18 protein-coding genes are annotated in these 19524 nt (G+C 69.0%); 4 read left to right on the top strand and 14 right to left on the bottom strand.

Annotation, left to right across the window (positions count from 1 at the left end; all coding sequences use genetic code 11):
* Position 1 precedes the first annotated feature (1 nt).
* Positions 2-529 carry a TPM domain-containing protein gene (locus tag E5CHR_RS02275; RefSeq protein ID WP_162578184.1) on the top strand — a complete coding sequence of 176 codons (528 nt, stop codon included), beginning with the start codon at positions 2-4 and terminating at the stop codon, positions 527-529.
* Positions 530-628: 99 nt separating this feature from the next.
* Here the strand turns inward: E5CHR_RS02275 and E5CHR_RS02270 are convergent, their stop codons facing one another.
* The 5 genes from E5CHR_RS02270 to E5CHR_RS02250 form a co-directional block, all read right to left on the bottom strand.
* A complete protein-coding gene (locus tag E5CHR_RS02270; RefSeq protein ID WP_162578183.1) occupies positions 629-1213 on the bottom strand; it encodes a Crp/Fnr family transcriptional regulator in 585 nt (194 codons plus the stop codon).
* Between the two features lie 11 nt (positions 1214-1224).
* Positions 1225-1893 carry a ligase-associated DNA damage response endonuclease PdeM gene (pdeM, locus tag E5CHR_RS02265; RefSeq protein ID WP_232061926.1) on the bottom strand — a complete coding sequence of 223 codons (669 nt, stop codon included), beginning with the start codon at positions 1891-1893 and terminating at the stop codon, positions 1225-1227.
* A gap of 46 nt (positions 1894-1939) precedes the next feature.
* A complete protein-coding gene (locus E5CHR_RS02260) occupies positions 1940-4522 on the bottom strand; it encodes a ligase-associated DNA damage response DEXH box helicase (protein ID WP_162578181.1) in 2583 nt (860 codons plus the stop codon).
* A gap of 76 nt (positions 4523-4598) precedes the next feature.
* Positions 4599-6263 (bottom strand): ATP-dependent DNA ligase, encoded by a 1665-nt coding sequence (locus E5CHR_RS02255; RefSeq protein WP_162578180.1) that lies wholly within the window; start codon positions 6261-6263, stop codon positions 4599-4601.
* Positions 6260-7354 (bottom strand): ligase-associated DNA damage response exonuclease, encoded by a 1095-nt coding sequence (locus E5CHR_RS02250; RefSeq protein WP_162578179.1) that lies wholly within the window; start codon positions 7352-7354, stop codon positions 6260-6262. The genes E5CHR_RS02255 and E5CHR_RS02250 overlap by 4 nt, the downstream gene beginning before the upstream one ends.
* A gap of 247 nt (positions 7355-7601) precedes the next feature.
* Between E5CHR_RS02250 and E5CHR_RS02245 the strand changes: the two genes are divergently transcribed.
* Positions 7602-8213, top strand: coding sequence for an alpha-ketoglutarate-dependent dioxygenase AlkB (locus tag E5CHR_RS02245; RefSeq protein WP_162578178.1), 612 nt, complete (start codon positions 7602-7604; stop codon positions 8211-8213).
* Between the two features lie 84 nt (positions 8214-8297).
* Here the strand turns inward: E5CHR_RS02245 and E5CHR_RS02240 are convergent, their stop codons facing one another.
* The 4 genes from E5CHR_RS02240 to E5CHR_RS02225 all read right to left on the bottom strand — a co-directional run bounded on the left by E5CHR_RS02240 (position 8298) and on the right by E5CHR_RS02225 (position 11883).
* A complete protein-coding gene (locus E5CHR_RS02240) occupies positions 8298-10376 on the bottom strand; it encodes an NAD(+) synthase (RefSeq protein WP_162578177.1) in 2079 nt (692 codons plus the stop codon).
* A 74-nt stretch (positions 10377-10450) separates the two neighbouring features.
* Positions 10451-10729, bottom strand: coding sequence for a hypothetical protein (locus E5CHR_RS02235; protein WP_197893832.1), 279 nt, complete (start codon positions 10727-10729; stop codon positions 10451-10453).
* 39 nt (positions 10730-10768) lie between these two features.
* Positions 10769-11290, bottom strand: a complete 522-nt coding sequence (locus tag E5CHR_RS02230; protein WP_162578176.1) for a hypothetical protein — start codon at positions 11288-11290, stop codon at positions 10769-10771.
* On the bottom strand, positions 11287-11883 hold the full coding sequence (locus E5CHR_RS02225; protein ID WP_197893831.1) for a hypothetical protein: 597 nt from the start codon (positions 11881-11883) through the stop codon (positions 11287-11289). Before E5CHR_RS02225 ends, E5CHR_RS02230 begins: the two co-directional genes overlap by 4 nt.
* Positions 11884-12107: 224 nt before the next feature.
* On the opposite strand from E5CHR_RS02225, the gene E5CHR_RS02220 reads away from it, so the two are divergent.
* The gene (locus E5CHR_RS02220) at positions 12108-12659 is read left to right on the top strand and encodes a nucleoside 2-deoxyribosyltransferase (RefSeq protein ID WP_162578175.1); all 552 of its coding nucleotides are present in this window, start codon (positions 12108-12110) and stop codon (positions 12657-12659) included.
* A gap of 120 nt (positions 12660-12779) precedes the next feature.
* A complete protein-coding gene (locus E5CHR_RS02215; RefSeq protein WP_162578174.1) occupies positions 12780-13580 on the top strand; it encodes a hypothetical protein in 801 nt (266 codons plus the stop codon).
* 24 nt (positions 13581-13604) lie between these two features.
* Here E5CHR_RS02215 and E5CHR_RS02210 read toward each other — a convergent pair whose 3' ends face one another.
* From E5CHR_RS02210 to E5CHR_RS02190, 5 genes are all read right to left on the bottom strand, one after another.
* Positions 13605-14768, bottom strand: coding sequence for a Gfo/Idh/MocA family protein (locus E5CHR_RS02210; protein ID WP_162578173.1), 1164 nt, complete (start codon positions 14766-14768; stop codon positions 13605-13607).
* A gap of 23 nt (positions 14769-14791) precedes the next feature.
* Positions 14792-15751, bottom strand: a complete 960-nt coding sequence (locus tag E5CHR_RS02205; protein ID WP_162578172.1) for a substrate-binding domain-containing protein — start codon at positions 15749-15751, stop codon at positions 14792-14794.
* Between the two features lie 79 nt (positions 15752-15830).
* On the bottom strand, positions 15831-16856 hold the full coding sequence (locus E5CHR_RS02200; protein ID WP_174255681.1) for an ABC transporter permease: 1026 nt from the start codon (positions 16854-16856) through the stop codon (positions 15831-15833).
* The gene (locus E5CHR_RS02195; protein ID WP_162578171.1) at positions 16825-18333 is read right to left on the bottom strand and encodes a sugar ABC transporter ATP-binding protein; all 1509 of its coding nucleotides are present in this window, start codon (positions 18331-18333) and stop codon (positions 16825-16827) included. The genes E5CHR_RS02200 and E5CHR_RS02195 overlap by 32 nt, the downstream gene beginning before the upstream one ends.
* Positions 18330-19499, bottom strand: coding sequence for an ROK family protein (locus tag E5CHR_RS02190; RefSeq protein ID WP_162583521.1), 1170 nt, complete (start codon positions 19497-19499; stop codon positions 18330-18332). Before E5CHR_RS02190 ends, E5CHR_RS02195 begins: the two co-directional genes overlap by 4 nt.
* Positions 19500-19524 lie beyond the last annotated feature (25 nt).

The following is a 19524-nucleotide window of genomic DNA, read 5'->3' as shown; positions in this document are numbered from 1 at the left end:
AATGGCCAGGCAGTCCTTCTTTTTTCCGTTCCGGCGCCTGTGGCGCCACCGCTGGACCGACGCAGCGGACGTGCGGCGTGCGCTGCCACGCGATGCGCTGGAACGGTTGACGGCGCGAGTCGCGGCCAGCGAGCGCCGGCACCGCGGCGAGGTGCGGATCTGCATCGAGGCCGGGCTGCCGTGGTCCTACATCCGGCGCGGCGCACCGGCGCGTGAGCGCGCGATCACCCTGTTCGGCAAGCTGCGCGTGTGGGACACCGCGGAAAACAACGGCGTGCTGATCTACCTGCTGCTGGCCGAGCATGCGATCGAGATCGTGGCCGACCGCGGCATCGACGCCCACGTGAGCGCGGAAGAATGGACCGCGATGGCCAAGCGGATGGCTTCCGCGTTCCGCGAGGGGCGCTTCGAGGACGGGCTCACGCAGGCGCTGGAAGAAGTCTCGGCGCTGCTGGTGGCGCACTTCCCGCTGGCCGAGGGAGAGCGCGACCGCAACGAGCTGCCCGACGAGCCGGTCGTGGTGGTGTAGCGGGCTGACCAGATCGCGCTGGCCCGCGCCGCGCGGGGCTGTTCATCCAGGCACCGCATCCGGCTGCGGTGCAGTTGGCCTTCGGAGCGGCCGCACGGCTCAGGCGCCGCGCCCGACCTGCTCCTCCAACAGCCGCCGGTTGACCGCATGGACCGCGTCCAGCTCGAGCTGCAACGCGCGCGACACCTGCGACAGGGTGCGCAAGCGCCGGTTGCCTTCGCGCAGGCGCCCGGCGAGGATCGTGGAGATCCCCAGCATCATGCGGGCCGCCACCATCGGATGACTCTCGACGAGGCCCAGCAGCGAAGCGCGCGGGAGCACGCCGAGCTTGACGTCCGTCAGCGCGGTGCAGCTGGCGGAGCGAGGCCCGCCGTCGATCACCCCCATCTCGCCCAGCAGGCTTCCGGCACCGACCACGGTGATCACGACTTCGCCATCGGGAATGCCGGAGCTGTTCACAGCGCGCAACTGACCTTCGAGCACGAGCACCAGGTAGTCGCTGTCGGCCGCGTCACCCTCCTCGAACAGCAGCGTGTCGGCCAGCACATGCACCGGCTTCATGGCGTCGACCACGACTTCCGCTTCGGCGCGGCTCATGCCGGCCAGCGGAGCGGCCTGCATCATCAGTTCGACGGCGTGTTCGCGCAGGTCGTTGCGGCGGGGGGGCTGGGCCGGTTGTGCCATGAGTGAGCGTTTCAGATCGGCAACGGCCACACGGCCTCGCCGCCGATGCCATAGAAATGCCGGCCGGGCATGGGCTCCATCAGCCAGCCCCCCGTGAACTCGCCGAAAGCGGGCAGGACGAGGCGCCCTTGCTCGCGCACGAAGCAGGGCAAGCGCAGGCTGTCGCGCGCGCTGCCCCGCAGCTTGCAGACCGGATGCAGATGGCCCCCGAGCACGAAGTGCGTCGGATGGGGCCGGGGGTGGTGACAGGCGGCGAAGGGGCCGCTCAGGTACGGCTCGTCGACGCTCTCGAACCGCAGCGCCGCCGGCGGGTCGCCCGCATGGCTGTCGTGGTTGCCGCGCACCAGCGTGCAGCGAAGGTCGGCGTGCCGTTCGCGCCAGTCCTGGAGGCTCTGCAACAGCTGCGGCGTGCGCGCGAGTGCGTCATGCAGGAAATCGCCGAGCACGACGAGTTCGCGCGGCTGGTGCTGCTCGAGCAGGCGGTCGAGCCGGGCAAGGTTCTGCGCCGTCGTGCCGTGCGGGACCGGTTGCCCCAGTGCGCGGAAGCTCGCCGCCTTGCCCAGGTGAAGATCGGCCACGAAGAGCATTTCGGCAGCCGGCCACCAGAGGGCGCGCTCTGGAAGCAGGTCGACGGATTCGCCGGCAAGGTCGAGCCGGCAGGAGGAAGAAGCGGCATGCACGCGTTGGAGTTTCCCAGATGGCCGCGCTGCAAAATCTTGCCAATTGTCACGCCGCCCGTCGGCCTCGCGGGACTTTTCCGCGCCCGCGTGAACTGCGGCGCGGCGCGGCTTCCTGGCCAGTCCCCTGGGCATCCTCCACCGGTTTTTCGAAGTCCAGTGTCCTGCGCACGCGATCAGGGTCGGCCGCCTCCGCCGTGCCGCCGGCGGCCCGCTCCAGCTGCGCGACCATGCGCGCAATACGCTCGGCCGCGCCCTCGTTCGAGAGCTTCTCGCGGAACAGCTCCACCATCAGCGGGAACGCAAAGGGGGTAGGCCGCTGCGGCGCCTGGACGATGAGCTGCTGCGAAGCCATGCGCGCCAAGGCGGCGCGCAGCCGCCCGATCTCCAGTTCCTGAGCGAGCAGTTCCTCCTCGGCCTGCTGCAGCAGCCGGTTGGCCGGGTCGTACTTGCGGAACACCTCGTAGAACAGCGAGGAGGAGGCCTGCAGCTGCCGGCTGCTGCGCCGCTCGCCGGGATAGCCCTGGAAGATCAGTCCCGAGACGCGCGCGATTTCGCGAAAGCGCCGGCGCGCCAGCTCGGTGGCGTTGAGCGAGGCGAGCACTTCGTGCAGCAACGCGGTCTCGTCCACTGGCGCCAGTACCTGCGGCAGCAGCGTCGCCCAATCCGGATCGGCCGCGCAGAGCAGTTCGAAGCCATAGTCGTTCACCGCGATCGAGAAGGTGCGCGGCTGGTGCCGTGCGACGCGCCAGGCAAGCAGGCTGGCCAAGCCCAGGTGCACCAGGCGCCCGGCAAAGGGGTAAAGGAACAGGTGCCAACCCTCTCGCGTCTTCAGCAACTCGGCCAGCAGGGTGTCCGGCGTGGGCAGGGCCGACCAACGCTGCTGAATCTCGAGCAGCGGCCGCACGCATTGCAACTCGGGCGTCTCGTAGCGGCCCTCATTCGCCAGCGCCAGTTGCCGCACCACGGCATCGGCCAGCGTGCTGGTCAGCGGCATGCGCCCGCCGTTCCAGCGCGGCACCGAGGGCTTGCGGCCGCTCGCGCGCCGCACCCAGGCGGTCATGTCGTGCACCCGCACCAGCTCCAGCAACCGGCCGCCGAAGAGGAAGCAGTCGCCCGGCTTCATGCGGGCGATGAAGCTCTCCTCGACGCTGCCGATCCGGGCGCCCCGCAGGTACTGCACGGCCATGCTCGCATCGCTGACGATGGTGCCGATGTTCATGCGATGCCGGCGCGCCAGGCGTGTATCGGGCACGCGCCAGACGCCCTCGGCGTCGGGCACCGCGCGGCGGTAGTCGGGGTAGGCCGCAAGCGAAGGCCCGCCCTGCGCCACGAAGTCCAGGCACCACTGCCAGCTCTCGCGGGACAGCCCGGCGTAGGCCACGGTGGTGCGCACCTCCGCATAGAGATCGTCGGGCACGAAGCCCCCGCCGAGTGCCACCGTCACCAGGTGCTGTACCAGCACATCCAGCGGCTGCGCGGGCGATCGGCGCTCCTCGATGCGGCCCTGCGCCACCGCTTCGCGTGCGGCGGCGCCTTCGACGATCTCGATGCTGTGCGTCGGCACGAGCGTGATGCGCGAGGGCCGCCCCGGCGCGTGGCCCGAGCGGCCCGCGCGCTGCAACAGCCGCGCCACGCCTTTGGCGGAGCCGATCTGCAGCACGCGCTGGACCGGAAGGAAGTCCACGCCGAGGTCCAGGCTCGAGGTGCATACCACCGCCTTGAGCGCGCCGGACTTCAGGCCCAGCTCCACCCACTCGCGTACCGCGCGGTCGAGCGAGCCGTGATGCAGCGCGATCTGCCCGGCCCACTCGGGCCGCGCCTCGAGAATGGCCTGATACCAGATCTCGGACTGGGAGCGCGTGTTGGTGAACACCAGCGTGCTCGCGCTCTCGGCGATCTCTTCGACGACTTGCGGCAGCATGGTGAGCCCCAGATGCCCGCCCCACGGAAATCGCTCGGCGCGTCCAGGCAGCAGCGAGTCGATGAGCAACTGCTTGGGCACCTCGCCCTGCACCAGCACACCGTCACCGCCGGCCAGCAGCGTGCGCATGGCCTCCTGCAGATTGCCGAGCGTGGCCGACATGCCCCAGATGCAGAGCCCGGCGTTCCAGCGGCGCAGCCGTGCCAGCGCGAGCTGCACCTGCACGCCGCGCTTGTTGCCCATGAGCTCGTGCCATTCGTCGACCACCACCAGGCGCAGCGACCCCAGCAGCGTCCTGGCATCGGCGCGCGCGAGCTGGAGAGCGAGGCTCTCGGGCGTGGTGACCAGCACGGTCGGCAGGCGCAGGTTCTGCGCGCTGCGCTCGGCCGAGGAGGTGTCGCCGCTGCGCGCGGCTGCGCTCCACGCGGGCTGCAGGGCATCGAGGGCCTGCTGCAACGCGCGCAAGGTGTCGGCGGCCAGGGCGCGCATCGGCGTCAGCCACAGCACGGTGAGCGGCGGCGGCGCCCTGCCCGCGTTCTTCACCGCGAAGGCCTGCAGCGCGCCGAGCCAGACGGCGTAGGTCTTGCCGGCGCCCGTGGTGGCGTGGAGCAGGCCGGAGCGGCCTTCGGCGAGGGCTTGCCAGACGCGGCGTTGAAAGTCGAAGGCTTCCCAGCCACGCGACGCGAACCAGTCATCGAGACGGCTCACGCTGTTGCTCCTTCCCGCGTGCCCCCACCCCTGCCCTCCCCCGGAAGGTGAGGGAGAAAGACCGGGGTGCTCTTGCTCATGGCGATGTCGATGCCGGTTGAGGCAACAGCGCTGCCAGTGTCTGCAAGGTATCCGCCTCCTCCACCGGCTTGTCCTCGCGCCAGCGCAGCATCCGGGGGAAGCGCACCGCGATGCCGCTCTTGTGCCGCGCGCTGCGCGCGATGCCCTCGAAACCGAGCTCGAAGACCAGCGTGGGCGTCACGCTCCTCACCGGCCCGAAGCTCTCGATGGTGGTGCGCCGGACGATGGCGTCCACGCGCCGCATCTCGGCGTCGCTCAGGCCCGAATAGGCTTTGGCAAAGGGCACGAGCTTGCGGCCTTCCACCTCCGGCGGCGCGTCCCACACCGCGAAGGTGTAGTCGCTGTAGAGGCTCGCGCGCCGTCCATGCCCGCGCTGCGCATAGACCAGCACGGCGTCGACCGAGAGCGGATCGATCTTCCACTTCCACCACAGGCCCACGTCCTTGGTGCGGCCGACGCCGTACGCCGCGTGGCGCTGCTTGAGCATCATGCCTTCGACCCCCATGGCGCGCGCCGATTCGCGCTGGCGGGCGAGCTCCTGCCAGCTCTCGCCGTGCAGCATCGGGCTCGCGATCAGCGACGGGTGCTGCGCGGTCGCGATGAGGTTGTCGAGCAGCACACGCCGCTCGTGCTGGGGCAGCGCCCGCAGGTCGCGACCTTCCCATTCGAGCAGGTCGTAGGCCAGCAGCACCGCGGGAATCTCGCGCAGCAGCTTGGGGGTCAGCGTCTTGCGGCCGATGCGCTTCTGCAGCTCGGCAAAGGGCTGCACGCGATCGTCGCGCCAGACGACCACCTCGCCGTCGAGCACGGTGCCGTCAGGCAGGACCCGGCCCATCTCGGCCAGCTCGGGAAAGCGGTCCGTCACCAGCTCCTCGCCGCGCGACCACAGGCACACCTGGCCGGCGCGCCGCACCAGCTGCGCGCGGATGCCGTCCCACTTCCACTCGACGAGCCACTGCGACGGGGGGCCCAGCACCGCATCGAACTGGTCGAGCGGCAGTGCGAACGGATGCGCGAGGAAGAACGGATAGGGCTGCCCGCTGGACTGACGGTCCTGCTCGTTCCCGCTCTCCGGAGCGATCAGCGCGGCGAAATCGGCCGCGCCCGGTCGGCCCGTGATGTGGGTGTAGCCCATGAGCCGCTGCGCGACGCGCTTGGTGTCGAGCCCGCTCATCGCCGCCAGCACCTGCGTGACCTGCAGGCGCGAGACGCCGACGCGGAAAGCGCCCGTGATGAGCTTGAAGTAGACGAGGCGTTCCTCGGGCGCCAACTGGCGCCACTGGGCGCGCAGCGCGTCGGCGAGCGGCTCGGGCGGCATCCCGCGCAGGGGCAGCAGGTGCTGCTCGATCCAGGTGGCAAGGCCCAGGTCGTGCGCCTCGGTAGGCGGCGGCAGCAACAGCGAGAGCGTCTCGCCCAGGTCGCCCACGGCCTCGTAGCTCTCGTCGAACAGCCACTCGGGCAGGCCGGCAGCCTGCTGCGCCAGCAGCCGCAGCAACTTGGTCGGCACCAGCTGCCGCGGCCGTCCGCCCGCCAGGAAGTACACAGCCCAGGCGGCGTCCGCGGGTTCGGCGGCCTGGAGGTAGCGCTGCAGCGCCGCCTGCTTCACGAGGTTGGAGGTGCTCGCATCGAGGTCGCGGTACAGCGCGGCGAACTGCTTCATGGCTCGAGGGTTTCTCCTTCCGCGCCTTCGGATGTTTCTCCTTCACCCTCCGGGGAAGGGCCGGAATGGGGGCTTTCTGTGCCCGCGCCTTCCTCCATGTCCTCATCGCCGTACTCGGTCTTGAAGCCCTTCGCATCCAAGCCGTTCTCGCACAGCCAGCGCACCATGACCGCCACGTTCCCATGCGTCACGAACACCTGCTCGGCCCCGGTGCCCGCGATGGCCTGCTGCAGGCCCGGCCAATCCGCGTGGTCGGACATGACGAAGCCACGGTCCACGCCGCGCCGCCTTCGCGTACCGCGCAGCTGCATCCAGCCGCTGGCGAAGGCATCCGAGTACTGGCCGAAGCGCCGCATCCACGGCGTCCCGGCGGCCGATGGCGGCGCCAGCACCAGCGCGCGCTTGAGCAGTGCCGCGTCCACCCCCGGGTCCGTGACGCGCAGCGTGGGAGGCAGCGCGACCCCCGCAGCGCGGTAGACCGCGTTCAATGGCTCCACGGCGCCATGCACCACGATCGGCCCGATGCTTGCGTCGACGCCGTGCAGGATGCGCTGCGCCTTGCCGAAGGCATAGCACAGCAGCACCGAGGCCCGCCCGTGCTTCGCGTTGGCGCGCCACCAGCCGTCGATCTCCGCGAAGAGCGCGGGCTGCGCGGGCCACCGGTAGATCGGCAGGCCGAAGGTGGATTCGGTGATGAAGGTGTCGCAGCGCACCGGCTCGAACGGCGTGCAGGTGCCGTCGGCCTCCGTCTTGTAGTCGCCGGAGGCGACCCACACGCGGCCGGCGTGCTCGAGCCGCACCTGTGCCGAGCCCAGCACGTGGCCGGCCGGATGCAATGACAGGCGCACGCCGCGATGGTCGATCGCCGTACCGTAGGGAAGCGTCTGCAGCGTGATGTCGCCCAGCCGTGCGCGAAGGGTGCCGGCGCTGTCCTCGTGCGCGAGGTAATGGCCATGGCCCACGCGCGCGTGGTCGGAATGCGCGTGGGTGATGACGGCGCGGTCCACCGGCCGCCACGGGTCGATGTAGAAGTCGCCGGGCGGGCAGTACAGGCCTTCGGGGCGCGCGGTGACGAGGTCTTCGAGTGGCATGGGGCAGTCATGCTAGCCCCGCCGCCGACGGCGCGCGTGTAGGCCCGCGTCGCGCCCGCGATGCCCGGGCTTCGCCGATCATCCGCGCCATCGCCTTCACAAGACTGGGCAGTTCGGCTTGGCGCGCAGGCCCGAGAGTCGATCTCCTACACCCGGGCGCAGCCGGCGCTCCTACCGTGAACCTCCGACCAGGCACATGACGCAGGAGTGAAGCTTGTGAAGACCCCGCCCGACGCCCAGGAGACGCATGGCCGCGACGCATCCCGCGCAGTCCGCGCTCTTTGGTGAAACGCCGGCCGTCCTGATCGAGGGATGGCGCTATGAAGCGGGCTTTCTCGACACCGGCGAGGAGCGCGAGCTGCTTCGCATCGTGCAGGCCCTGCCGCTCGAAGAGATGCGCTACAAGGACTACACGGCGCGGCGCCGCGGCATCAGCTTCGGCGGCCACTACGACTTCGACGCCAACCGGCTGCGGCCTTCGCCGGACCTCCCACCCCAGCTGGTGCCGTTGCGCGACAAGGTGGCACGGTGGATGAAGGTGGCGCCCGAGATGCTGGTGCACGTGCTGGTGGCCGAATACCGCCCCGGCACGCCGCTGGGCTGGCACCGCGACGTGCCGGAATTCGAGCAGGTCGTGGGCATCTCGCTGCTGGGAGCGGGCCTGATGCAGTTCAGGCCCTATCCGCCGGCCAGAGATCCGCAAGGCCGCCCGAGCCCGCACATCGACCTGGTGGTGGAGCCGCGTTCGATCTATCGCATGCGTGGGCCTGCGCGGTGGCGCTGGCAGCACCGCGTGACGCCGGTCCAGTCGCTGCGCTATTCGATCACGCTGCGCACGGCGGCGGTGCAAGAACCGTAGCCGACCGGCCGCTCCGAAGGCGAATGGCACCGCGGCCGAAGGCGAAGGTACTCCAGTGATACGCCAGCAGCAGCCCCATCTCCTTCAGGGCACCGGCACACGCTTCAGGTCTTCCAGCCAGACCTCGGCTTCCGAATCGCTGGGCGCGCGCCAATCGCCTCGCGGCGACAGCGAGCCGCCCGAGCCGACCTTGGGCGAGTTCGGCACGCAGGAGCGCTTGAACTGGCTCGTCTTGAAGAAGCGGTAGAGGAACGTGCCGAGGTGACGCTTGATGTCGGCCAGCCCGTACTCGTTGCGTTCCTTCTGCAGCTCGTCGGGCCAGCGTCCGCGGGTGCGGTCGCTCCAGGCAGCGTGGGCCAGGAAGGCGACCTTGCTCGGCCTGAAGCCATAGCGCAGCGTGTAGTACAGGTGGAAGTCCTGCAGCTCGTAGGGACCGATGGTGTCCTCCGTGCGCTGGCCCGGCTGGGCTTCGGCGCCCTCGCCCGCCGCAGGCGCATCCGCCGTCGGGATCAGCTCCGGGCTGACCTCGGTCTCGAGGATGTCGCGCAGCACCCCACTGCCCTCGTCACCCAGCAGCTTCGTGGTCTCGACCCAATGCACCAGGTGCTTGATGAGTGTCTTGGGAACGCTCGCGTTCACGTTGTAGTGCGACATGTGGTCACCCACGCCATAGGTGCACCAGCCGAGCGCGAGCTCGCTGAGGTCGCCCGTGCCCACCACGATGCCCTGGTGGAAGTTGGCAAGCCGGAACAGGTGGCTGGTGCGCTCGCCGGCCTGCACGTTCTCGAAAGCGATGTCGTACTGCGGCTCGCCATGCGCGAAAGGATGGCCCAGATCCTCCAGCATCTGGCGGCAGCTGGGACGGATGTCGATCTCGCGCGCCGTGCAGCCGATGCTGGCCATCAGCCGGTGCGCCTGCGCGAGCGTGCGGCCGGTGGTCGCGAATCCGGGCATGGTGAAGCCGAGGATGTCGGAACGCGGCTTGCCCAGCCGGTCCATGGCCTGCGCGCACACCAGCAGCGCATGGGTGGAGTCGAGCCCGCCGGAGACGCCGATCACCAGCTTGTCGATGCGCGCCGCCTCGATGCGCTGCACCAGGGACTGCACCTGGATGTTGAAGACCTCGCTGCAGCGCGCATCGCGGGTTGCAGCGTCCGAGGGCACGTACGGAAAGCGCGCCACCTGGCGCAGCAGGCCGTGCGGCACCTGCGCCGGGACGGGCAGTTCGAACTCGACGGTGCGCCAGCCCGCGAGCGCCTCTTTGTGCTTGTGCACCGAAGTGCCGAAGCTGTTCTGCCGCATGCGTTCGCGCGACACGCGCTCCAGGTCCACGTCGGCTGCGACGATGTGCGAGCTGTTGCTGAAGCGCTCGCTCTCGGCCAGCAGGTCGCCGCTTTCGTAGATCAGGGCCTGGCCGTCCCATGCGAGGTCGGTCGTCGATTCGCCGATGCCCGCCGAGGTGTAGAGGTAGGCCGCCAGGCAGCGTGCCGATTGCAGGCTGACCAGGCGGTGCCGGTAGTCCGACTTGCCGATCGTGATGTTGGAGGCCGACAGATTCACCAGCACCGTGGCGCCCGCGAGCGCCGCGTAGCTGGACGGCGGGATGGGCACCCAGACGTCCTCGCAGATCTCGACATGCAGCTTGAAGAGCGGCATCTGGCGCGACTGGAACAGCAGGTCGCTGCCGAAGGGGATGCGCTGGCCGCCGAGCACCAGCTCCGTGGCCAGGGCCGTGTCGGCGCCATTGAACTGGCGCGCCTCGTAGAACTCACCGTAGTTCGGCAGGTAGGTCTTCGGCAGCACACCCAGCACCCGCCCCCCGGCGACGACCGCGGCGCAGTTGAAGAGCCGGTGGTCCACCCGCAGCGGCAGACCCACGACCGCGACCGCGCCGATGCCGCGCGACGCTTCGGCCACCTCCATCAGGGCGCGCTCGCAGGCATCGAGCAGCGCAGCCTGGTGGAACAGGTCGTCGCAGGTGTAGGCCGAGAGCCCCAGCTCCGGGAAGGCCACCAGGACAGCGCCGTCGGCCGCGGCCTGGCGGTACAGGCGCAGGGTTTCGGCGGTATTGAACACCGGGTCGGCCACCCGGTTGCGCGGCACCGCGACAGCCAGCCGCGCGAAGCCGTGGGTGTAGGGATTGAGGAACTCGTGCTCGGTCATGGCCGGATTGTGGCCTCAGGCGGCGGATGCCGCCCCGCACACGGCCGCCCGGCCCTTCCGCGCACGGCCCCGCCTCATTTCGAGGCGTCGCCCTTGTTCGAAGCGCCGCCCTTGTTCGAAGCGCCGCCCTTGCGCAACGCGGGGTCCTCGCCCTTCGCGTGCGACTTGCCTTCCTGCTCGGCTTTGCGCATCGCTTCGGCTTCGGCCTCGCTCTTCGGGCTCGCATCGCGCGCCGCCTGGTCGACCTTGCCCGATTTCACGAAGTCTGTCGTCGCCTTGTCGTAGCGCCGCGTGGCCTCGTAATTGCCCTCGCCCTGGATGTCGGGGCTCTTGGGCTTCTGGGAATCATTCATGTCGCACTCCTTTTCGTCGCAGGTTGAAGGGATCTCCGCTCACAACGAGAGCAGCCGCTGCATGAAGGCGCGGTAGCGACGCAGCGCGACGCGCAACTTTTCCGTCGAGGCGGCATCGGCCACCTGGGCGTCGCGCGCGTCCAATCCGGCGCGCTCGTCGGAGAAGGTCTGCGAGAGGTTCTGCAGCATCTGCCGGACCAGCTCGTCGGCCTGGCGCACCGCCCGTTGCGGGTCGTCGACAAAGCCGATCTGTACGGCGTCCCAGCTGGCACGGAAATCCCGCGCCGCCTCGGGCGTGAAGAGCGGGGCCAGGGATTCGTCGGCGCCATCAGGCTGCGCCATGCGCGGCTGCTGTGGCTGCCGTTGCTGCTCCACCACCTGCGAAGCCTGCGTGGCCTGCAACTGCTGCGGGTCGTGCTGCTGTTGCGGCTGTTGTGCAACCGGCCGCTCGAGGTCGTCCGGCGCAATGCCGGCATCGACTTGCCGGCTTTGCAATGCGCGCGCCGCAACTTCGCGCTCGTTCCTCTCGTTCCGCTCACTACGCCTGGTATCGAAAATCATGATCGTGCCTCCACCGGCCTGGCCGGCATGCTCCGCTGCGGGTCCTCCACGCGGACCTCCAGCAATTCATCGAACAGCGCACGGTAGTGCACCACTGCCTTGCGCAGCTCCTCGGTCTCGACCTCGCCGCTGAGGGTGCGCGCGTGGATGGCTTGCGCCGCGCGGTAGTTCCTCACCACGGCCGGGTGGTCCACCGAAATGTCGGCCGCGCGGCGCTCGAAGTCGCCCATCGGATAGCCGCGCTTCTGCATCAGCTCGCGCACCAACTGGTCTGCCTGCGTTACAGCGCCGGTCGGGTTGTCGACGAACTCGGCTTGCACCCTGTTCCACGCGCTGCTGAAGCGCGCCGCCTCGCCCGGTGCCAGCGCAACGATGTGCAGCTGCCCGACCCGCGCCGCGCGCTGGCGGAGATCGGCTTCTGCCTTTGCACGGCTGCCATGCTGCTTGAGGGCGAGTTCGTACTCGTCGCCGAAGCGCGCCGCCAGTTGGTCGGACTGTCGTCTTCGGTGGAACAGATAGGCAGCCAAAACGACCAGGGCAAGGACCAGGATGATCCCCGCGACCCACAGGGCTTGCATGTTCTCTGCGTCCATACATCTCCCCTTCACTACAAAGCACCGTCCGTGCGCCCCGCGGGTGCAGCAGCGACCACGTGCGGATACCGAATGCTGATTTCGCCCGCGGCAATGGGCCGGCAGCGCAAGGACGTTACTGCTGTGGGACCGGACCTACGAACCGCGGCAAACGTGCGGCCGGCCTGTGTGTGCCGGACAATGCGAGCCTCGCCCGTGAAGACCGGGCGACGACGAACTCGACCATGCACCAGCCCCGACCTCCCCGGCCTCGCGTCTACCTTGCCGGCCCGGACATCTTCTTTCGCGACTGCGAGCGGATCTACCGGAACCTGAAGGCCGCATGTGAGCGCCTCGGCCTGGAGGGGATCGAGCCCTCGGACGGTGGTCTGGACGCCGGCGCCACGGGCAGTGACGACGAGCGCGCGCGCCGCATCTACGAAGGCAACATCGCACTCATCCGGCAAGCCGACGGCGTGATCGCCAATCTGATGGACTTCCGCGGCCTCGAGCCGGACTCGGGCACCGTGTTCGAGATCGGCTTTGCGGTGGCACTCGGCAAGCCGGTGGTGGTCTATGGCGTGCCGAAGGGCACCTACGCCAGCCGCGTGGGTGCGGCGCGGCCCTGCGCCCCCGATGCGGCCGGCGTCCTGCGGGAGCGCGACAGCGGCGTGATGGTGGAGGGGCTGGGCCAGTGCCTGAACCTGATGCTGGCCTGTTCGACGGCGATCGAGTCTTCTGCCGAGGCGGCGCTCGCGCGGCTGGCACGGCTGCTGGAACGCGCTGCGCACCCTTGATCTCACGCGCCGCGTGAGGACTCGTTCACGCGGAACGTCCCGCAACTCTCGCGAAATGTCTTCGCGCTGCGTGACTTGGGACTGCCGTCGATAGCATCCGCTGCTTTCGATTGCCGGGACATGATGCGCCTCTTCCTCGTATTGGCCCTCGCGCTGGCTTGCCTCGCCGCCCGCGCGGACGAAGCCGAGCAGCCCTTGCCTACCCTGCCGCCGGACCAGGAAGCCGCTGCAGTGCAGAGCGCCGAAGTGATGGGCAAGGCGGTGTTCCAGCATGAGCGCGCCATCGCCACGGCCACCGACGCTGTGCTCAAGACGCCTGCCTTTCGCAACGACACGCGCGTGCGGGGATGGATCACCGAAGAGCACGACGGCCTGATCACCGTGACCTTCGTCGACCGGCGGCCGGCCGCGCTCTACCGCGTGGCCGTATCGACCGAAGATGACAAGGTCCGGGAGCTCACCACGCTCGACCAGCCCTCGCCCCTGTCACCGTTCGAAGCAGGCGCGGCTGCCGCCCGCGAGCTGGCGGTCGGGTCCGGGTTCCAGCCCTGTGCCGAGCAATACAACACAGTGGTCCTGCCGGCCGATGCGAGCCAGGTCCCCCACCGATGGGTGGTCTACCTGCTGCCCGTGGCCAGCGGAAACCAAACCGTTCCGCTGGGCGGCACCTACCGCGTGATCACCGAGGGCGCATCGGTGATCGCGCAACGCGCCTTCACGCGCAGCTGCCTGACTTTGCGGCAGGATCGCCGAGCGGCCGGCCTGTACGTCACGCACGTCCTGGACAACATCCCGACGGACGCCCATGTCTTCTGGAGCCTGTGGGCGCGCGAGCCCATGTTCGTGGGCACGCCCGACGGCAGGGTATGGGCGGTGAAGCAGGGCAAGATCACCCAGGGGCAGCGGCGCGCGGCAAGCTGAGGCGCGCCCGGGCCGGCAGCGCCTTCACCACGCCGTCCACTTCTGCTCGCTGCGGCTCGACGCCACCACGCGCTCGATGAAGCGCACGCCGCGAGCGCCGTCCTCCACACGCGGGTAGTCGGACTCCAGTGCGTCCGCCTGCCGGCCGGCGAGCCGCGCCCGCACGTCGGCCACGACGCCGGCATACAGATTGGCGAAGGCCTCGATGAAGCCCTCCGGGTGACCGCTGGGCAGGCGGCTTGCGCGCCGCGCCGGTTCGCCCAGCCACGGCGAGCCGCGCGTGAGTACGCGCCGCGGTCCGTCGTGCGGCAGGTGCAGCAGTTCGCTCGGCTGCTCCTGCCGCCAGACCAGCGTGCCCTGGGTGCCGGAGACGCGAAGGCGCAGGTCGTTCTCCAATCCGGTGTTGACTTGCGAGGCAATCAGCACGCCGCGCGCGCCGCCGCGGAAGCGCAGCAGCACACTGCCGTCGTCGTCCAGGGGGCGGCCCGGCACCAGCGCGCTCAGGTCGGCACAGAGGCTTTCGATCTCGAGCCCCGTCACGGTAGCAACCAGGTTTTCGGCATGCGAGCCGATGTCGCCGATGGCACCGGCCGCGCCGCTCTTCGCGGGATCGCTGCGCCAGGCGGCCTGCTTGTTGCCTTCCTTCTCGAGCTGGCTCGCGAGCCAGCCCTGGTTGTATTCGACGACCACCTTGCGGATCTCGCCGAGCCGCCCGCCGAGGACCATCTCGCGCGCCTCGCGCACCATGGGGTAGCCGGTGTAGTTGTAGGTCACGGCAAACACCGTGCCCTGCCGAGCCACGGCCGCCACCAGCGCATCGGCCTGCGCGCCGGTGTGCACCAGCGGCTTGTCGCACACCACATGGAAGCCGGCCTCGACAAAGGCCTGCGCCACCGGAAAGTGCAGATGGTTGGGCGTGACAATGGAAACGAAGTCGACGCGCTCTTCGTGGGGGCGCTTCAATTCGTCGTCCAGCAGCGCTCGCCAGTCGCCGTGATTGCGATCGTCGGCCAGCCAGAGCTCGCGCCCGGAAGCCTTCGCCTTCTCGGGGCTGGACGACAGGGCGCCGGCGACCAGTTCGGCTTGACCGTCGAGCGCGATGGCCTTGCGGTGCACCGCACCGATGAAGGCATCGCGCCCGCCGCCGACCATGGCATAGCGCAGCTTGCGTGAAGGGGTCTGGGTCATCCGGTACCCGTGATTCGACAAGCTCAGAACGGCGAGTTCGGGTGGTAGAAGTCCTTGGCGTTTTCCTTGGTGATCAGCACCGACGGAATGATCGTCGTCGCGGGCAGCTTCTCGCCCTTGAGGCGCGCCTCGGCCGTGAGCTTGATGGCGTCGTAGATGAACTTGGGCGAGTAGCTGACGTCGGCCTGGATGCGTGGGTCCTTGCCGTCAAGCACGGTCTTGACCATGCCCTTGGCACCCGCGCCGCCGAAGATGACCTTGATATCGTCGCGCTTGGCCTGCTCGATCGCCTTGAGCACACCGACGGCCATGTCGTCGTCGGCCGCCCAGATGGCGTCGATCTTCTTGAAGCGCGTCAGGTAGTCCTGCGTGACCTTGAAGGCGTCGTCCCTGTTCCAGTTGGCGTACTTGGCGTCGAGCAGCTTGATGTCGGGGTAGTTCTTCAGCACGCCGTTGAAGGCGTCCATGCGCTCGTTGTCCAGCGTGGTGGCAATGCCGCGCAGCGCCACGATGTCGCCCTTGCCGTTGAGCTTCTTGGCGATGTACTCGGCCGGGATCTTGCCGAAGGCGGTGTTGTCGCCGGCCACGTAGGCGTCCTGCGCGCTGGTGTCGGTCAGGCCGCGGTCGACCACCGTGACATAGGTTCCCTTGGCCTTCACCTGGGCGACCGGCTTGGTGAGTGCGGCGGATTCGAAGGGGAAGATCACCAGCGCATTGATCTTGGTCACTGTCGAGAGGTCCTGCAGCTGGTTGGCCTGCTCGGGCGCGTTTGCCGCCGTCTTGATGGTGATTTTGAGGTCCTTGTGTTCTTTCTCCAGGTCCTTCTTCGCCTGGTTGGCCCAGTAGTTGATGCCGCCCATGAAGCTGTGCGTCGCGGCCGGGATCGAAACGCCGAGATTGACTTTCTCGGCCGCCAGGGCCGGACCTGCGGCCAATGCAGTGGCGACCGCGGTGAGTGCCAGGCGTCGGGTGATGGGATTCATTTGCTGTCTCCTTGTTGAAAAAACGTCGTCTGAAAACTCTTTGGATTCCTGATGCTTCGAGCTCTCGGCAACGACCCTGCTAGCGGCGCCCGCGCTGGAGGAAAGCGACCACGATGATCACGAAGCCCTGCACCGCGGCATTGAGGTACACGCTGATGATGCTGGTGAGGTTGAGGATGTTGCTGATGACCGAAAGCAGGATCGCGCCGATGACGGTGCCGGTAATGCTGCCGGCACCGCCCTTGAGCGCGGTTCCGCCGACGATCACCGCGGCGATCGCCTCCAGCTCCCACAGCAGGCCGGTGGTGGGCGAGGCCGAGCCCAGCCGCGGCACGTAGAGCAGCGTGGCGATGCCCACGCAAACGCCCAGCAGCACGTAGGTAAGGATCTTCACGCCGTCGACACCCACGGCAGCGTAGCGCGCGACCTGCTCGTTCGAGCCGATGGCCTGTACGTAGCGGCCATAGGCCGTGCGGTTGAGGATCACGCCGCCGATCACCGCGACGACCAGGAACACCCACACCGGCACCGGGATGCCCAGCAGGCTCGCGTAGTAGACCGGGGCGTAGAGGTCGGACAGATCGTTGTCCAGCGTGAGCGCGCCGCCGTCCGCGAAGTAGGTGAGATAGGCGCGGAAGATGCCCAGCGTGCCGAGCGTCACGATGAAGGGCTCGATGCGCCCCTTCGTGATCAGCAGGCCGTGCGCCAGTCCGAAGACCGCGCCCAGCACCACCGCGAGCACTGCACCCATGATGACCGCCAGCAGCGGAGAGCCGAGTGCCGGCCCCATCGCGTTGATGAACATGATCACGCAGCCCGCGATCAGCGCGGCCATCGAGCCCACCGAGAGATCGATGCCGCCCGAGATGATCACGAAGCACATGCCCACTGCGATGATGCCGATGAAGGCGGTGCGGGTGAGCACGTTCATGGCGTTGTCGACAGTGGCGAAGTCGCCGTTGAGCAAGGTGCCGGCGATGCAAAGCAGGACCAGGCCGATGACCGGGCCGAGGCCGTGCAGGCGCTCGGTCCAGCGAGGCCGGGTTTCGCTGCGGTGCATGGCGCCCGCGGCTTCAGGCGTGGCTTGCTGCGGTTCCGGTGGCATGGGCGATGAGTTCCTCTTCGGTCAATTGGCTCGCGTCCAGCGTGGCGACGAGCCGGCCGGCGCGCATCACCGCGACGCGGTGGCACAGGCCGATCAGCTCCATCAGTTCGGAAGAGACGACGATCACGGCCAGCCCCTCGCGAGCGAGCCGCTGGATCAGGAAGTAGATGTCCCGCTTGGCGCCGACGTCGACGCCGCGCGTGGGTTCGTCGAGCACCACCACCTTCGGCTTCGGCTGGAGCACCTTGGCCAGTGCGAGCTTCTGCTGGTTGCCGCCCGAGAGCGAGGAGGCGCGCGCCTCCAGATCGCCGGTGCGAATGCCGAAGTCCTTCACTGCCGCGGCCAATGCGCTGCGTTCGGCCTCCGTCTTGAGCCAGGGCTGGGCATAGCGCTCCAGCGCCATCAGCGTGAGGTTCTGGCGCAGGCCCAGGTGAACGTGCAGGCCCTTGCCCTTGCGGTCCTCGCTGAGATAGGTGAGGCCGTGCCGGGCAGCGTCGCGTGGATTGCGCAGCTGAACGGACTTGCCGCCGATCTCGACGCTGCCACCGCTCGAGGGCCGCAGGCCGAGCAGTCCTTCGAAGAGCTCCGTGCGGCCGGCGCCGACCAGGCCGGCGAAGCCCAGGATCTCGCCAGGGCGCACTTCGAAGCTGGCCTTGTCGGCCCAGCCGGGGACGCTGAAATCGCGCACCTGCATGGCCGGCACCGGGTGCGCGACGACGGGGTCGCGTGGCGGGTAGAGGTCGGCCAGTTCGCGGCCCACCATCAGGTTCGCCATCTGGTGACGCGTGAGCTCGGCAGTGGGGGCGCGCGTGACGAAGCGGCCGTCGCGCATCACGATCACCTCGTCGGTGACGCGCTCGACCTCGTCGAGCTTGTGCGAGATGTAGACGATGGTCACGCCGTCATCGCGCAGTTGCGCTATGAGGCGGAACAGCCGCTCGGTCTCGCCGGGCGTGAGCGTGGCGGTGGGCTCATCCATCACGAGCAGGCGGGCATGGCGCGAGACCGCCTTGGCGATCTCGACCAGTTGCTTCTCGGCCACGATCAGGCGGCGCACCTTGGTGCGGGGGTCGACCTTCAGGCCGACCTGCGCGAGTGCGGCCGCGGCATCGCGGTCCATCGCGGCGTCGTCGAGCAGGAAGCCCTGCTTTTTTTCGTGGCCCAGAAATATGTTCTGCGCCACGCTCAAGTCCTCGGCCAGGTTGAACTCCTGGTGGATCAGCACGATGCCCAGCGCCTCGGCCTCGCGTGAGCTCGCGAAAGCCTGCGCCTCGCCGTTGACGCGTACCGCACCGCCGGTGATCGGCTCGTAGCCGGCCAGGATCTTCATCAGCGTGGACTTGCCGGCACCGTTCTCGCCAAGCAGGCCATAGACGCGGCCAGGCGCCAGCGAAAAGCTCACGCCGTGCAGCACTTGCACCGGCCCGAAGGCCTTGACGACATTGTCGAATTCGACGGCGACGCGGGCGGCGCTCATGGCGCGACCCCCCGGGCCTTGAGCGTCTCGTGCATTGCGAGCACGCCGGCGCCCACCAGCCCGGCCTGTGCACCCAGCGGCGTGTACTGGATTTCCAAATGGCGCGTCGACAGGGCCAGGGAGCGCTGGTAGACGCTCTGGCGCAGCGCAGCCAGGAACAGCGGCCCGATGCGGGTGATGCCGCCGCCGATGAACACGTGCGACGGATTGAAGAAGTTGACGATCGAGGCCAGCATCTGCCCGATCAGTTGCCCGGCGCGCTGCACGATCGCATTGGCGGCGGCATCCCCGGCACGACTGGCCTGGCCTACGTCGACTGCGTCGATGCGGCCCTGTGCGCGCAGCCTCTCGGCCAGCGCGCGGCTCTCGCCCGCTTCCGCCGCCTGTACCGCCATGCGGGTGATGGCCGGGCCGGCGGCCATCGCCTCGACGCAGCCCAGGTTGCCGCAATGACACAGCGGCCCTTCCTGGTCGACGCAGATGTGGCCCACGTCCCCGGCCGAGCCCGCCGCGCCGCGGTACACCTCGCCGTGGCAGACGATGCCGCAGCCGATTCCGGTACCGACCTTGATGACAAGGAAGTCGGAGAGCGAGCGCTTCAGGCGCCAGAGCTCGCCGAGCGCCATGAGGTTCACGTCGTTGTCGACGAATACTGGCGCAGCGTAGTCCTCGCGGAGGTAGTCGCGGATCGAGAAGCTGTCCCAGGCGGGCATCAACGGCGGGTTCACGAGTTGGCCGACCTCGAAATTCACCGGGCCGGGCACGCCGATGCCGATGCCGATCACCTGCTTTGGTCCGAAGCCGCAGCCGCCCAGCAGCTCGCGCATCAGCGCGCGGACGCGCGCCAGCACGACGCCGGGGCCTTCCCGCACGTCGGCGGGCTCGCCGTGCTGGGCCAGCACGCTCAGGTCGGGCCGCAGCACGGCGACATCGAGGCTGGTGGCGCCGATGTCCACGCCGACGAGCACGCCGAGGCCTTCATTCAGCTGCAGGTTCTCGGCACGGCGCCCGCCCGAGGAGCGCTGCAGGCCGGCCTCGGCCAACAGCCCCTGCTCGACCAGTCCGGCGATCAGCGCATTGGCCTTGCTCTTGGAAAAGCCCAACCGCTCGGCCATGGCATGGCGAGAGCCGCCGGCCGACCAGAAGGTCGTTTCCAGCAGCGCCATCTCGTCGGCAGTGAGGCCGCTCCAG

The organism is Variovorax sp. PBS-H4, from assembly GCF_901827205.1.
Taxonomy (GTDB): Bacteria; Pseudomonadota; Gammaproteobacteria; order Burkholderiales; family Burkholderiaceae_C; genus Variovorax.
This window is presented reverse-complemented; position numbering and strand designations above follow the sequence as displayed.